The 16,429-nt window shown below is 45.5% G+C and carries 10 protein-coding genes; 1 reads left to right on the top strand and 9 read right to left on the bottom strand.

The window, feature by feature from the left end; genetic code table 11:
- The 4 genes from AC1DP6_RS22985 to AC1DP6_RS22970 all read right to left on the bottom strand — a co-directional run.
- Nucleotides 1–665 (bottom strand): hypothetical protein (locus AC1DP6_RS22985; RefSeq protein ID WP_477056925.1); only part of this gene is annotated, 665 nt, incomplete at its 3' end.
- Between the two features lie 89 nt (nucleotides 666–754).
- Nucleotides 755–1,888 (bottom strand): thiol-activated cytolysin family protein, encoded by a 1,134-nt coding sequence (locus tag AC1DP6_RS22980; protein ID WP_477056924.1) that lies wholly within the window; start codon nucleotides 1,886–1,888, stop codon nucleotides 755–757.
- Between the two features lie 770 nt (nucleotides 1,889–2,658).
- Nucleotides 2,659–3,399, bottom strand: a complete 741-nt coding sequence (locus tag AC1DP6_RS22975; RefSeq protein WP_477056923.1) for a LytR/AlgR family response regulator transcription factor — start codon at nucleotides 3,397–3,399, stop codon at nucleotides 2,659–2,661.
- Nucleotides 3,400–3,409: 10 nt separating this feature from the next.
- Nucleotides 3,410–6,295 (bottom strand): sensor histidine kinase, encoded by a 2,886-nt coding sequence (locus AC1DP6_RS22970; protein ID WP_477056922.1) that lies wholly within the window; start codon nucleotides 6,293–6,295, stop codon nucleotides 3,410–3,412.
- A 747-nt stretch (nucleotides 6,296–7,042) separates the two neighbouring features.
- On the opposite strand from AC1DP6_RS22970, the gene AC1DP6_RS22965 reads away from it, so the two are divergent.
- A complete protein-coding gene (locus AC1DP6_RS22965; protein WP_477056921.1) occupies nucleotides 7,043–8,344 on the top strand; it encodes a DUF885 domain-containing protein in 1,302 nt (433 codons plus the stop codon).
- Here the strand turns inward: AC1DP6_RS22965 and AC1DP6_RS22960 are convergent.
- The 5 genes from AC1DP6_RS22960 to AC1DP6_RS22940 are packed head-to-tail and all read right to left on the bottom strand — an operon-like array spanning nucleotide 8,341 to nucleotide 16,423.
- Nucleotides 8,341–9,297, bottom strand: coding sequence for an FAD:protein FMN transferase (locus AC1DP6_RS22960; protein WP_477056920.1), 957 nt, complete (start codon nucleotides 9,295–9,297; stop codon nucleotides 8,341–8,343). The genes AC1DP6_RS22965 and AC1DP6_RS22960 overlap by 4 nt on opposite strands.
- Entirely contained in the window at nucleotides 9,294–11,096 is a 1,803-nt protein-coding gene (locus AC1DP6_RS22955) for an FAD-dependent oxidoreductase (RefSeq protein ID WP_477056919.1), read from the bottom strand. Before AC1DP6_RS22955 ends, AC1DP6_RS22960 begins: the two co-directional genes overlap by 4 nt.
- Nucleotides 11,074–12,237: a hypothetical protein gene (locus tag AC1DP6_RS22950; RefSeq protein WP_477056918.1), complete on the bottom strand. Its 1,164-nt coding sequence runs from the start codon at nucleotides 12,235–12,237 to the stop codon at nucleotides 11,074–11,076. Before AC1DP6_RS22950 ends, AC1DP6_RS22955 begins: the two co-directional genes overlap by 23 nt.
- 4 nt (nucleotides 12,238–12,241) lie before the next feature.
- The gene (locus AC1DP6_RS22945) at nucleotides 12,242–14,731 is read right to left on the bottom strand and encodes a hypothetical protein (RefSeq protein ID WP_477056917.1); all 2,490 of its coding nucleotides are present in this window, start codon (nucleotides 14,729–14,731) and stop codon (nucleotides 12,242–12,244) included.
- A 6-nt stretch (nucleotides 14,732–14,737) separates the two neighbouring features.
- The gene (locus AC1DP6_RS22940) at nucleotides 14,738–16,423 is read right to left on the bottom strand and encodes a RagB/SusD family nutrient uptake outer membrane protein (RefSeq protein ID WP_477056916.1); all 1,686 of its coding nucleotides are present in this window, start codon (nucleotides 16,421–16,423) and stop codon (nucleotides 14,738–14,740) included.
- Nucleotides 16,424–16,429: the final 6 nt, after the last annotated feature.

The following is a 16,429-nucleotide window of genomic DNA, read 5'->3' as shown; positions in this document are numbered from 1 at the left end:
AACTCCTGGTAGTAGCTGAATGATTTCATTTCATAATTGAAGGTGGAAAATCCCCCCTTGCCTGCAAATTCATTTTTTAATGCATCCCGCACCACCTGCCGCATGGCGCTGGAAGAGGCTACCGGAATCACTTTAGACACCTTTTGCGGAGAGGTGGGAATGGATACGGAGACGGTAATGGGTTTGGAATGGCCATAAATTCCTTTCAATATAAAATCAGCTACCGTGCTTCCCTGTATAATAGAACCTGGGTATACATCATTGGAAATAGTAGTGTTGGTAACAAATTCATTCGCATTGAACAGCTCTGTATAAATAGAGGTCGCATTGTTAACACCATTTGTAAACCTGATACCTGTAGGCTCAATGCCTGCAATTGTTCCGGGAGCACCGTTCAACTTACGATGATTCAATACAGACTCTGGTGTCAGCAACACGTCGGCATTTTTTCCGGGAATTTTAACATCTACTTTTACAACGGGTGGCACAAACTTAGGCAACGCGGCAAGACCTTTGCCTCCGGGCGTTGTCACATCTGTGAGCTCTTTCCGGGCGCAGCTGCAACATAACAACAATGCGAGGACGCTGGCAATTATTCTTACGCGCTGGAATGGATATATTTTTGCGAAGCCGGGCTGCCCAAAAAGGAATAATGATTTAATCATAGAAGGGTTTATTTTACATATCGTGCAGGAGATCCTGTACCGCGCATAGCGGGCGGTACAGGATATACACTGCATGATTGTACACTGTATTAGTATGGCAGATTAAGTTGGAAAGTGGTGGCATAAGGCGTAAAATCACTCAGATAACGCAGGTTAAATGAAATAGGCACGCCTGGTCTTTCAGGTGAAAATTTTCCTCCGTTCAGGATCAGGTCCCTGAAACCGGCGAAACCATCTACCACCTTCACCGCATCCGTACCATCGGCACCAATGATGTATGCTTTGATGGTAGCTGCATCCAGCAGGTGCTGCTGATCAGATGTAACTCCTGCACCACCACCTACAACACCAAAATTAAAGGTGGCTTTAACCGCAAAATTTACCGCATCGTAGCTGGAATCAGATTCTATAGTCATAACACCCAGGCGGCCAAAGTTCACGTTACTTACTATCAATGGAGCATAGGTGCCATATACTGCAGGGGTAATTGGTCCGTCTACCAGCATACCATCTGCTGGTGGATCCATGCTGATCGTGTAGTTTTTCTGTACAAACATGGCTCTTATCCTGGTTTTCCTTGTGCTTTGGGTAATGGAGTCACTGATAGAAAGACTAAACAATTTACCTACGTTTACGTTAGCACCAAATGACAGCTTAAGTTCATTGTAACTATAAAAACGTTGCATGTCAAACGTGAATGAGGCGATCTGTTCTCCGGTACCCTGTTTCAGGGCCTTTCTGAGGAATGCCTTCTGTGCTACCTGGGAAGGTATTGCAATGGAATCACTGATAAAATCAGTGGGAAAATCAGCATATACAGAAATAGGTCTTCTTTTTACACCGGGTCCGGCGACCAGTCGCAGACTCATATCATTAATGCTGTTGCCATAAAAAATGCCGCCAATAAATACGTTGGTTCTGTCCTGTGTAGTCAGTGCCGGTATTTCATCTGATGAAAGGAACAAGGTTCTTCCTCCCCCGTTCTGTTTGGAACTATCGATACTGGTGCCGTTCTGCTTGGCCTGGTTGAGGATACTTTTAAGCAGATCTGGTGTTTGTATGCCGATAGGGATGATCTCATTGGGATACTTGGGGAAATTTTTAAACTGATTATCTGTTTTCCCGGTCTGGGGATCTACCTGGGCTACTTTATCCTGGTTTTTCGTACAGGAGAACAGTAACAGGGATACGCTACAAAAGAGTACTAGTACTTGTTTTTTCATAAAATTTTATTTGTTAAATAGTAATGACGGGTAATGCCTGCACAGAATGTATCTTCTGCCAGCGATCAGATGTTGATAAGGGCTTTAATAGATGGCGTGATCTACAGTCAGATTACTCTTTTTTATAGGTCAACAACGTCCAAAAAGGGTTAAAGAATGTATCTATTGTTTCTTATATCCAAACAGTGTTTTTTAATGCTCGTAATAACAGTACCTCTTTAGCTGGCATAGGTTATTCACAGTATCATTTTAAATATCCCATTTAAATTATCTCCTGGAAATAGGCTATAAAACTTAAGGATGCAACAGTTTTACTATCAGCTATAACAGCTTGCGCTACGTTAACCAGGTTTTCAAATGCGCTCAATCCCGTGAAATATTTTAATCCTCCTGTATAGACAAATTGCATATGAAAGAAAAAATATTGACAGCCATAGGATACTAAACGTTATACAATTATCGTGACCATAATTTTTTCGAAGTGCTTTTCATATTGGGAAAGGTTAGATCAACAAATTTTTATTGGCAATAAAACTCGTGTTCTTTTTTCGTATTAAAAAAGCCCAATTTGTATACGCGGCATTTATTTGATAAGTGCGGGATTAATATTTATACCTGTTATTGCTCCGGGCAAAAGTTGCCTTTAAAGGACTAAAGCAGGGAGGGATTCCCTTTATTACCGGCGATGTGGGCACAAGGACTCACCCGGTTAAATTTTAACCTGATATCTGTATGCGTAAATCTATGGGCTGATTTGGGGGTAGTTACTATCAGAACCTGAATCGGCTGAGAAATTCCGCTTTTCTCCGTAGTGAGATCTCAACGGTTCTACCGTTAATCATCTCTACATATCCACTTTTACCCGGATGATGCCGGACAATATGATTCAGATTAACCAGGTAGGTATCATGAATCCGGCAAAAATCCCGGGCCGGCAGCGCTGTTTCATATTTCTTAAGATTACCGGTTACCAGCAGGCTCTTCCCGTTGATAAACTCAAAACGGGTATATGCCCCATCGGCTTCACAAAGAATAATGTCTGCAATAGTATGAAAGAAGGCTCCCTGTTGCGTGCGTAGAACAATCCTCGATGTTTCTTTTTCACTTACCTGCTGTAAGAGATTATCCAGCCGGGTATTGATATCCTGTATGCCCAGTCTCGTACTTACTTTCTGGATAGATTGCTTAAGTTCTTCAATATCTACTGGTTTAAGCAGATAATCCAATGCATTATACCGGAAAGCCTTTACCGCATAGGTATCAAAAGCCGTTACAAAAATGACCTCAAAGTTTACCGGCATAATCTGTTTCAACAAATCAAATGCATTTCCCCTCGGCATTTCAATATCCAGAAAAAGCAGTTGAGGGGAGTGTTCATGGATAAGCCCAAGCGCATCTGCTATATTGGTAGCACTACCCGCAACATGCACCTGCGGGCAATAAAGGTGAATCATCTTACTCAGGATGGAAATATTCCTGGGCTCATCATCTACAATAATACAGGTTATCATAAAACACTTTTTATAAGGTAATAAGGGGTAACTGGATAGTGACCCTGGTACCGGATACACCCTGGTCGCCTGTGATGTCTGCGATATCAATAACAATTGGGGAATCCAGGTCTCTGCTCAACAAATGAATCCTTTCTGCCGTTAACTGCATCCCTCTTGACTGGTAAGTGATATGCTGAGCGCTTCTTAATGCCTTCGCTGCTGTTCTGCCTATTCCATTGTCGGCTACAATACAGATAATATACTGGTCCGTTTTTTCAAAGGAAATGTCTATCTGACCATTTCCCTCTTCTTTATATTGAATCCCATGACGAATGGCATTTTCTATATAAGGCTGCAGCATCATACTGGGTATGCGGGTACGATAAGTATCCAATTCATCATCTATGTGAAAAGAGTAATGGAAAGTATTCTCAAAACGCAGCTGCTCAAGATTAAGATAGTTTGCCAGATAAGAGATCTCATCGGAAATGGGGATCATCGTTTGTAACGAGTTGTCGAGTGTTTGACGGATCAAAGATGCAAAGCTGCTGAGATATTTGTTGGTGCTGATAATGTCGTTATCAAGAATATACTCCTGTACTGCATGCAGACAGTTGAAAATAAAATGAGGGTTCATCTGTGCACGCAAGGCTTTCTGCTCCAGCTCATGTAATCTTTGTTCCATCCGTCCTTTGGCGGCAAGCCGTCGGTTGTATATCTTATTCCGCTGCGTAACGATCCCCCAGGTAATAAAAATAATCAGTCCGATAGTGACACAAATAAACCATCCCTCCTGCCAGAATGGAGGGATCACCTTCAGTGGAATATGGATCGTTTTGCTCCTTACATTAAACTTATTAACAGCAAACAGTTCCAGCAGATAGTCGCCCGGAGGCAGAGAAATAAACTCCAGAAAATTCTGACGCGTCATTCTCCAGGCAGTATCGGGTCGGGTTAAACGGTAGTAGTACCTGACAGCACCCTCCGATTTAAAGGAAATAGCTGTAAAGTCAACACGTATCAGGGTATTCCTGTAGTTTAACCTTGATAATGCTTTGTCGTTCACAGTTTGCCCGTTGGAGGAGATGTTGAGCACCTTTAGATCACATTGAGAGAAAAATGTAGTTTTCTTCTTGTTAAAGAAAGTCAGCCCTTCCGCTGTTCCTGCATATACAGTGTCTCCTTTTACAACCACCGCATTGATAAACCCGTTAATAAGGCCATCAGCCGTAGTGTAGTTAGTCAACTGTATACTATCCTGATGGAATGTCAATTGATCCAAACCCTTATCTGTTCCTACCCAAAGCTCTCCTCCGGCATCGGGAACCATGCACTGGCAGTCATTACTGCTTAGGCCATTACTAACATCAAGATGCCACACAACGTGATTACCTTTTAAACCAACGATACCGGCACCGGCTGTAGCCACCCATAAGGTGCCGTCTGTATTTGTGCAGATAGCCGAAATCCGGTTGCGTAAATTAGGATGTATATTACCCAGATAAGTGGTGACATTATCACGATTGATCATATAAAGTCCATTCGGTGTGCCAAAGTAAATACTATCCTGCCGTATGTACACGGTGGTTGTCCGTCCTTTGTACCGCATCGAATAGTCCAGCGAATGGGGGGTGTTGAACTGGAGTAATCCACAGGAAGCTGCAGCCAGTATCGTACCATCGGCTTTTACCGCTATCTTTTTTATAGATAAATTTACATTCGTATGTAAGAAGCGGCCCGACTTGCTGCGATAATAAAGTTGGTCATCACTGGTCAGCAACAACCCATCTTTATTTTCCATGATGAAGGAAATATGTTTATCAAAATATCTGGATACCTCTTTGCTGATCTTTAATCCCTGCTGTAGCCCTAACTTCAGACAGGAGTTATCGGTGCCTGCCAGCAAATTATCCCCATTATCCCATAATGTATAAACTCTCAGCGGCTTCATACCGGAGACATAACGGAGACTCTTGAATTGCGTTGAGCGCAACCGGAACACGCCATTATTTAATGTAGAAAACCAGGTATTACCTTCCCTGTCGGTATAACAGTCGCTCACATTCTCATCGGGTAGAAAGTGGTCTATCTCCTGTGAGCGCCGGATATTCAGCAGCGTACATCCTTTAGGCGTATTCAGATAAACAACAGAATCATTCAACATCCGGAAACTATTGATCCCCCGTACATTATATTGGTAAACGGATTTACCGGCCAGCATATGGAAACGGTTAGTAGTTTGCCAGTATATAGCCGAATCCCTCATCACCAATTGCTGCACGTCAACTTTACTGAAGCCGGACAGATAAGTCAATTTCCCTTTGGCAAGTCCATAGATACGATTAGGCACCAGTGCTCTTACATTACCAGTGCTATCTGATGTCATGTACTGCACATACGGGTAAAGCAGCGGTTCATTATTATAGGAAACGACTTTGTCTTCAGCGGTTAAGGCATATAACTCGTGCAGGCTGGATAGCATGATATTATGCTCTTTATCCTCCGTAATACTATGAACCATGGCAGTAAAAGCCATCTTGCCCAGCACCGTATCCTGCAGCTGATTATGTATTTTTCCTTTATAATAGTAAGAGATGGTGTTCTTGAATGGCACAAACCATACCCGGCCTTTTGTATCAGCATATATATGAATAATGGTATTATCCGGCAATCCGTCACTGATCGTAAAGTTCCTGAATGACGTGCCATCGAAGCGACTGACCCCGGTTTCCGTAATAAACCACATAAAGCCGTCTTTATCCTGGGCCATAGAATACACGATGTTACCTGCCAGGCCCTGCTCAATCTTATATTGTGTATAATTGTAAGCTTGCGCTGATAAATCGGCAGTCTGGAATAATAGTACTGATAACAGAATTGTTTTGGCCAGAATAGAATAATAAATAGATTTCATTATCGCCTTATTTTAACTGCTGACGCCCTTTCTCCAGGTTACAATAAATCTTACCACCTGCCGGCGGATATAAAAACACTATCATCCTTCTGAATACTATCTTCGTGGAACCTTACCGGCTATCATGGGCTTGCTCATAAACGCTATGCGTATATTATTTTCAAATTGTAAAAATCCTGATAAAAATATCTCTTCCGGCAATGAACACGTCATTTACCCATGCAACATAAGTAGGAGAAAAACCAGCTTGTTTATTTTTGATTTACTTTACTGATGTCAACGTGGGTAAAATTGGGAGCTTTATCCAACTGGCTGATATCTTTTTCTGACATACAATGCGTGCGATTACTGTATAATACAGCAGCAATACAACTTTCTAAAGTGCTCTTTCATAGAATTTTGTTTTAGATATCGGGCTAAAAAAACTAATCACAAGACGTCATTGTCTATATTATTTTGTAACAGTTACAATTAATCAGGATTCCAAATAGCGCTGGAATCTCGATCAGGATTGTACGGGTTAAAATTCAGGCTCTTCTCAAAGCAGACGTATTTCAAATATACATTAAAAAAACATTTCGTTGATAAAAATGAAAAGTTTAATCTTTCCTCCTATTAACGTACCGGAAAATCGGAAAACACACTTTTTAACTACCACCTGCATCATAATACCGTTCAACCTTTATTAGGGTTAAAATAACCATATCATGTAATACTTTTGCGATAACACCTCTAATTCACGCAACAATGAATATAAAAGCACTGCTTGTTGGCATCAACATATATCTCTTGTCGCCATTCCATTTATCTGCGCAGACAACATTCATCCAATTCCGGGAAGAATTTGTAAACGGCTACAATGCACTGAACATCCCCTCCCTGGAGTTAAGCTATGTAAGCGGCTTTCAGCACATCCAGTCGGCTGATAGCATTCAGCAACAAATCATCTTCTTCAAATCGGCACAAGCCACGCTGGGCGGTTATGATGCCCGCAAATTAAATCAGGCTGAAAAAATGCAGTACGATTTAGTGAAATATGAAGCCAGCCTAAACCTGCAAAGACTGGCACTGGAAGCTGAATGGGTTAAAAATCCGGCGGCGGACATTCCGGCAAACGGTATTATAAATATTTCCAATGGTAAGCAGTGGTATGCCTATCTATTAAAACGATGGGTGAGTGATGAGGTCACGCCGGATCAGATTTATCAGTTTGGACTAGCCGCATTGGCAGGCGTAAAAAAACACATCGAAGACATACGCAAAGAAACAGGAATGAGTGAAGATGCATTCTATACCCATTTAAATGACAGCTCTTTCTTCATAAACGATCCGGTTGAAATACAGCGGCGGTTTGAACAAATAAAGAATACCGTATACACTAACCTCCATCAGCTTTTTAACCTCACCACCTTTCCCGAGCTTAAAATAGAAAAGGGAACCAATAAGGCGCTGGTGCAAACACCAGGCTACTACGACAATAATACTTTCTATTATAACCTATTTGACAAGCCTTATAACAAACGGCAGTTCGACTGGCTTTTTCTGCATGAGGCAGTACCTGGCCACCACTATCAGCATTCTTTAATCGATGCCTTCACCGACACCGCCTCTCTTCAACAAATGTTCTTCTACTCCGGATTCCTTGAAGGCTGGGGGGCATATGCCGAAAGCCTGGGTAAAGACCTGGGCTTATACCAAACACCTTATGATGAACTGGGCAGATGGGAATGGGATATTGTAAGATCGGTACGTGTTCCCCTCGATGTAGCCTTAAACTATTACGGCTGGACTGACCAGCAAGCCCTTGACTTCTGGAAGAAAAATATTCGTGGGCAAGATGCTATTGCGATGCGGGAAATAGCCAGGATGCGCCGCTGGCCTGCACAGGTAGTAACTTACAAATACGGCGTTGCGCAGATATTGCAATGGAAAGCAGCCTTACAGAAAAAGCAGGGCGCTCATTTCAGCATCAAAGACTTTCATGACCGGGTACTGAATCATGGATCACTGCCGCTGTGGATGATGAGAGATATTGTATTAAAAGATTAGGGTAATACTTTAATAAACGGCTGGATGCCCGGGGTCATAAATACTTTCAGTTCCCCATTTGCGTTCAGGTAAATCAAATAAGCATCGAGGTTGGTATGTTGCGCCAGGAAGCGTTTCGTGGCTTCCAGTCCCATCACCATAAACGCCGTATCATATCCGTCTGCGGTAATGGCGTCATCTGCAAAAACGGTCACGCTGAGTAAGTCCGCCGGTGCCGTTAACCCTGTAGCGGGATTAATAATATGCCCGAAGGTATGACCGCCCTGCTGGTAATAGTCGCGGTAATTACCGGCGGTGGTAGCGGCTTTGTTGATTAGCTGCACGGTAGATGATCTGGCGGCGGGATGCAGGGGATTGTCGATGGCTATCGTCCACGCTGCACCATTTTTCCGGCCTTTACAGCGCACTTCTCCTCCTATCTCCACCATGTAGTCGGATATGCCGCTACGCTCCAGTAATGCGGCTAAAACATCCACGCTATAGCCTTGTGCTATACCATCGAAATCGAGGCGTACCTGGTCTTTTAATTTATGTACACTGTTTTCATCAAACTCAATTTTAGTGAAGCCTACATATTGCAACAGGGAATCTGTTTTCTCCCACCAGGGGAGGCCTGTTTTTTTGCCGGCCCGGTAAGCTGCTGTAAGTGGCATCACGGTGGGATCGAAAGCGCCGTTGGTAGCGGTGTAGATTTCCGCCGACTTTTTAAGTACCGGGTAAAACCAGGGCGACTGAAACGCCCAGGTAGTGGATTTATTGAACAACGAAATTTCTGAATCGGGACGGTAGATAGATAAACACTGGTCTATTTCCTGCAGGGTGCTGTCGATAGCGGTTTGCAGGTAGGGTTGTGGTATAGCTGTATACATCACATGCCAGGTGGTGCCCTGTGCGGTGCCTTCCAGGCTCACCACCTGGCTGTGAAATAATAAGAAAAAGAGGTACATCATCATTCCTGCAATAATTGCATTAACTCCGGCAAATGATCTTTATACACATCTCTGGGACTGCTGTGATATTTCTGTGCCACAAAAGCCGCAAAGCCTACTACTTCTCCCATCATGCCGCAGGTACGCATTACACGGGTGCTGCCAAAGGCTACGTGGGTAGTGCTGATGTTTCTGCCCGCCATAAATAAGTTGGGAATATTACGGGAGTAGAGGCAACGGTAAGGAATGGTGTAAGGTGCTACCCTGATATGTTTGGTGCCGGCAAAAAATTCCTGTCCCTCAAAATACTGGCTGTTTTTAGGATCCGGGAAATGCAGGTCAATGGTCCAGGTGGCAGTCACCGCGCCGTCAGGGTACATCTTACCTTCTTGTATATCCATCTGGTCCAGCACATGATCTCCGATGATACGTCTGGATTCTCTTTTGCCACCGATATAGGCTACCCAGGCCAATTCCTGTTTGGCGTATTTTTCCGGTTTATTATTTTTAAGCCAGGACCAGTTACCGTATATGGCACGGAGATTATGATCGCGTATTTTTTCTGCATCGGTGATGGTATTAAAGTTACCGAAGCCGGTTTCCCATTCCCAGTCGGCTTTGTAGCTGTCGATATGATACTCATCCGAAAACTGCATAGCCCAGGGCGTGGCGGGAAAGGTGGTGGCACTGTCTACTGCCACAGAGGCCCATAGGTTAGAGGTGCCCAATGTAAAGCTGTCGGGCTTTTCCGCAGCAAGTGATTCTTTTGTTTCTGCTTTGCTTTCGCGTCCCATCCGGAATTCTGCACCTGCCAGGTAGCCAACGGTACCATCGCCGGTACAATCAGAAAAATAGGTGCCGGCAAATCTTGTTTCCTGGTTGGTGGCAATATCACGGCCAACCACCGCGACGATGCGATCGTTTTCTTTTTCTACTTTGTACACATATGTGTTCAGAAACAGACGGAGATTTTTCTCTGCTTTTACGATGGCGATCTTCCGTGCATCACCGTATTCTTTCGCATCCGGGTTACCGTTGCCGGGGTCGCCGTTATCCATCTCTCTTACTATTCTGCCGAGTTTGGGATAGTGATTCTTATCGATGTCGCCCATCAGGTGCACCCTTATTTCAGAGCTGTTGTTGCCACCCAGCACCGGACGATCCTGTATGAGTGCTACTTTCAGTCCCATGCGGGAAGCAGAAATAGCGGCGCAGGTGCCGGCAATGCCACCCCCCACTACTACCAGGTCGTATTGACCACCATCATTCGGTGCGGCAGTGGTATGTAACAGTTTTCTGCGCAAAGCACCCAGGGTAGCCAGCTCATTCGGTGGCGTATATTTAGCTACAGTAGTAAACAACAGGGCATCACATCTGCCGTTAAAACCTGTCAGGTCCTGCAGGGATAATTTCACCTGCTCAGTGGTAATGTTCACCACTCCCCCATCATACCATTTCCACTGATCATTGCCGCTTTCACCAAACACGGGGGTCAACGGTGTATCGTTCACGGATACACGAAATTTACCCGGACCTTTTGGAAACGGCGCCCAGTCTTTGGTCCGTACCCATACATGATATTTCCCTTTGGCTGGAAAGGTAACGGTGGTCTCCGCATTCTTTACCGGCCTGCCCATACCATGTGCCATCAGGTAAGAAGACCCCATCACGGCAAATGACTGCTGGTCAATTACCCAGCCGCCTTTGTTGGCGAAAGATTCTGTTTCCACAAAAACAGGGTCCTGTGCATGCAAACTTAGCGTACAGCAACAGAGCACGATGAGTTGCCACCATATTTTTCTACTGGTTAATTTGTTTTTCATAATTATACATCAGCTTTTTAACGTACTTATTTACTGGTTTTCGTTGCTGCAACAACGTGTAAATACTTGCAGCCTGCTCCGCGTCTGCAGCGGTTAACTGCTCCGCGAGTTGCGGTAATGGCAGCGCGGGCGCCTGCTGCAGCAATGCGAGGATAAGCCCCGACTGTTCTACATTGGTAGTGCTTAACGTGGTAATTAATTTTTTGATCAGCTCCGGCTGCAGTGGAATTGTTTTCAGTTTATGGAGGATGGTGATTTGCGCCGGGTAAGCAGCCGCCGTGTAGACTTGCCACAACCAACGCTGTTGTTTTTTCCCGGTGAGAAAACCGGGGTGCACCTGTTGTAATATATACCGTGCAATGAAAATATTTTTTCCGGAGATAATGTTCCGGATATCCGCTTCAAAGCCAGGAGTGATTACCCCTTTCTTATCCATCACTTTATCTGCTGCCCAATACTGGTATTGATAATTTCCGGAAGATAAAAACCGATGCAACAGCTGTTGACTGTTATACGTTGCTGTGATGCGCGCTATTTCGTCGATCACCACCCCGTGCGCCATATGCCAGAGGGTATAACAGGTGTATACTGCACCGGGTATCACTTCATTTTTGATCGTCTTTAAAGTGGCACCGGTTCTGGCATCCACAGAGTCGGCCAGGTTTTCTGTACCGGGTACTATCAGGTCTGTTATTTTTAAATCTGATAGCAGCGAGTTAGATTTAGTAAGAATTTCCTGTAGTTTTTCATAGTCCGTTTGTTTAAAAACCTTATGATCTAATTTCGTCAACGCTTCTTTTGCCGGCAGATCATAACGGATATAATTTCCCAGCAGGTCCCAATAAAAGTTGATGAACACCGGTTTGCATTCTCCTGTATAGCAAACCGGTGTAAAAATATTCCTGAAATAATACAATGGCTGCCCTGCTTTGTCCAGCGCCAGCTGTAACGAATAAGTGGTGCTGTCGTTTTCACGGATGGTAAATATCCGCTGACGGGTGGCTGGTGATAATAAAGCGCGGTTATGCAGCACGTCATGGATATTGGTGGTATCTATGACACCGGTAGTATCCACACGGGGAGCCATGCCATGTACCACATGAGCGCCTGTTAACAACAAAGCTGCGAGCGTATATTTCATTTGTTTACTTGTATTCTAAAAGTGCCGTTGCTTTACAATCTTTATCGCTGCTAAAACGAATCCACCTGGCCTGGAAACCTTTGGGAAACTGGTAGTTAAACGTTTCCCCGGGAGCTACCGTCACTGTTTTATAAGGCATCCAGACGCCGTTACCAACAGGGTCTGTTTCGATGGTGAAGCTGATCTTCGTTTTGGCATCATGCGAAAGTTGCAGGCTGCGGTTATCATAAAAACCGATGAGATACGGATCGGAAGGCTGCGCAGCGGTAACCGCTGTATGCTGCCATGGTCCGCCATGTCCGGTGGGCCGGCCCATTTGCCACAGGTCATCAATCGCACCTGCCCAAACGGCCGCTTTTTTATCATCGGATACAATGATGTGTTCACCGGCCTTTGCGGCCGGATCAATACCCGTCATGATCAGCATACCTCTGTAGGCTGCGTAATCATTGATGCGGAAATGATGAGAAGAAACCGGTCTTATTTTCGCATAGCCGTCTGCGTTTTCCGCAGGCAATTCATAAAAAGTGCCGTGGCAGTTAAACAGGTCTCTTTCTGTGGATACCTCCCTGCAAATACGCAAGGCCGCTTTACCCGTAAGGGCGGTGTAAGCGGCATCACCTAAAGGCAGTCGCCAGCGCCGGCCTTTATCATCTACTATCAGCACAGAAGACACTTCTATATTTACCGCCTGCTGAGGGATCGCAAATTTTTGCTGAATAAAAGCAGCCGTAGTGGCGTCGTCTTTCTGCTGCAATTGCATATTTGCATTCAGTTCATAATAACCAATGTCAGTGGCATCGCCATTATTATACGTGCGTGCAGCCACGCCCAATGCGCGGCGGTCGTTGCCGAGTCCGTACAACAAACCTCCTTTTACATTGGCCGTAGTAACTTTACTGAGTCCATTAAAAATAGGCGCTGCCACCGTGTTACGATGATCATTGGCGGTGAAGGAGAAATGCGCAGTAGCGACTACGGAGGTACCCGCCGTTACGCGGATCCACTCTCCCGGCATGTTTTCCGGGAAAATAACTTCCGCTGCCTGTCCGGGAGCTACGGTCACGGTTTGCGCGGTGACCCAGTTACTGTTGCCGCTGTTATCTGTTTCAAAAGTAAATACTACGGGTTGTGTGCCGTTATGCTGTATGCGCGCACTGCGTTGTGGCCAGCCGGCAAATAAAAACGGTTCTGAAGCTACGCCCGCTTTCACCGCTTCCTTCAGCCATACGGCTCCTTCGGCAGTATTAGGGCCCAGTTGATCAGGTTGCTGCAACCCTGTAAACCACAGGTTGGAATTGGATTGGCCCGGTCCTTCTATATTTCCTTTGGCGCTGCGCTTGTTGAGAAATTCTTTCTGTGCGGCATCATCGCAACCAAATACCAGCTGATCCTGCCAGCGGGTATAGTCACCTATCACTTTCAGGTACGCACTACGGGGACGGATACCGGCCGTATGTCCGCTCGCAAAAGTGGCCGGGAACTTCCAAAACAGACCGTGCATGGTCATGAGATAATCCGGTTGTGCCGCAGTACCTACATTGCGGATGCGGGGCCATTCCGTATTCCATCCGTGGGCGCCATCGTAGGTATGACTGGCCTTAGGCAAACGAAAGAACTTCCAGGTTCCCTGATCTCTTAAGCCCAGCAACAACGATTTATGATCCCAGCCCGTAGCCCATATGGGATCGGTAGCCGGATTTTTGTTTCCGGAGATGCCACCCGGACCGGTGATTTCCACAAACTGATTCCGGCGCACTACTTTCCAGTCTTTCCCATTCCATTCAGATAAGGAGCCGGCTTCAATATCAAAATCTGTGAGTGCTTTAGGGCCAGGTTCACCGTTGTTGGAATAAATCAATACGCCCTGGCCGGAATATAGCCCCTTGCCATGCGCTCCCGGTAATAAGGCGGAAGGAGTGTTGGCAGTGGTGTCGGCGTTTTTTTTGTTCTTTACATTCCCATCTTCATACAATAGCGTAGGTTGCAGGGTATGTACATCTACTTCATAAAAACCTTCTTCCATGGTACCATAATATATTTTACCAGCGGGATCCGTAAGATGACGTGCATTGCCCGTATGCCGCCCCGGCATGGCCGTATAGGGAATTACCCGTACTACGCCCTTATCGCTGATAGCATATGGTCCGATAAATAACTGGTTACTCTCCGGATGGATCATACGATTTGCGGGGGTACCGCCAATACTTTCCCGTCGTACGATTTGTTGCAGGTCCGGTGTTACTTCATAGAGCTTATCTGTTGACCCGAAAGGCATATGCGGACCATAAGTAATGACCCATAGTTTGCCGGCCCAGGGCACTACTGCCCCGGTACCGCATTCTCCTTCTTTATTGTACATGGCCAGCTGCGGGTAAATGCCGCTGTAAGCACGGGGTTTACCCACTTGTGCATCGGCCGTATTATGATTGCAGGCGCCGCTCAACAACCCCATGATGATACTCCAAGCTGCCAGATGTTTACTTCTTTTCATATATGCTTAATAGTTAGGATTCTGTTTCAGGTGACTGGTGAGTACTTCATTTGATGGAATAGGCCAGAGGTATTGACGGGTGGCGTCAAACTTGCGTACTGTAATTTGTTTCACCAGTCCGGCGCTATACATTGGTGTAAAATCAGCGATGCCATCTGCATCCAGTACAGGTGTTTGCGGGAAAAACCATAGTCCCGGCTTCACTACTTTCGCGCGCAGGTCAGCAGGATCCAGCAAGCCATAGTTGGCTTTATTCAGTACTTTCTCTGCGAGGCGCCAGCGGATAATATCCATGTAGCGCACACCTTCCAGGGCAAATTCCATCCGTCTTTCTGTACGGATAATTTTAGTGAGCGCGGTTTTATCAGTGGTAGTCACCGCCGGGTAAGCAGCTGTATTCGTATAGGCGGTGCCATATGCGCGGGCTCTTACTTTGTTAATAGCATCGAGCACCGACTGATCTATTTCACCCAACGCTGTTTTAGCTTCTGCATACATCAGCAATACATCCGCAAAACGGATAATAATGTTATCCGGTTCTACATTCCAGGAGTTGAGCAGCCAGTCGCCATCAATTCCTTTCTTCCACAACAAACCATTGAAGGAAGCATACTGCGCAATGGAGCGGGTATCTTTATTCTCTACATATTTGTTGTCCGATACTTTCAATACCGTTACAGAATCCGGATGCGGCTGAAATACGTAGCCCAGGTGTGGTGTCTGGAATTCCACGATGGTAGCCGTACACCGGGGATCGCGGTTATCGAATGGGCGGCGTGGATTAAACAGCGGTGACTGATCAATCGGCAATCCATCTTTGCAAAGGAAAGCACAGAACAGGTCCCAGGAAGGATCTTTCGCAGCCCAGCCACCGGCATTGCGCGTTACAAAATTCTGGCAATCTCCCATGGTTACCTTCAGCGTAACTGATCTGGGGAAACCCAATACCGTTTCCGTGGAGTTCTTTGTTTTGGATAAAAAGAGATTACTGTAATTATCGTGGAGTTGATAAACATTGAGATCCATACAGGCTTTGGCAGCTGTTTTTGCCGTAGCCCAGTCGCCCATGTACAGGGCAGTACGTGCCTTCATGGCCAGCGCGGCACCTTTGGTGGCGCGTTTCAGATCTCCGCTGCCAACGGTCGTTTTCAAGGCGGCGGCAGCGATGTCAAAGTCGGCATAAATTTTTTGCAGCACTTCCTGCTTGTCCATTTGCTTCATCTGCAATGCCTGTTCTATATCCAGAATCGAATCCGTATAGATGATGTTGCCATAGTGCGATAACAGTCGGGAATACTGGCAGGCTCTTACAAACCGGGCTTCTGCAGAATAACTGTTGATCTGATCGGGCGACAATACTTTGGCGGCACGCGAAATGTTGCTTAAGATATTATTGGTCCTGGCGATGGCTTTATAGGTTTTGGTCCACCAGTCTTTGACAAAGGCAGTTTCCCCATTGATAGTAGCGCCGGTGACTTCTGTTGTTGCATCGCGGTACATCCAGTCATCCGTCCACTCATCGCTGTCTTTCAACCAGAAATCCGATTTATACAATCCGTTGAGTGACATTTCAATTTCTTCCGGTGTGGAGTTCCATGTTTCGCTGGATCCATCCGACAGCGGATGCAGGTCCAGTGAGCCACAGGAGGTCATCAACAAGCCGGCTATGATTATAATGGTAAGTTGCTTCATGATCGT

The organism is Chitinophaga sp. 01L420 (assembly GCF_056399985.1).
Note: the sequence above shows the minus strand (reverse complement) of the source record. Positions and strands in the feature narration are given on the sequence as shown.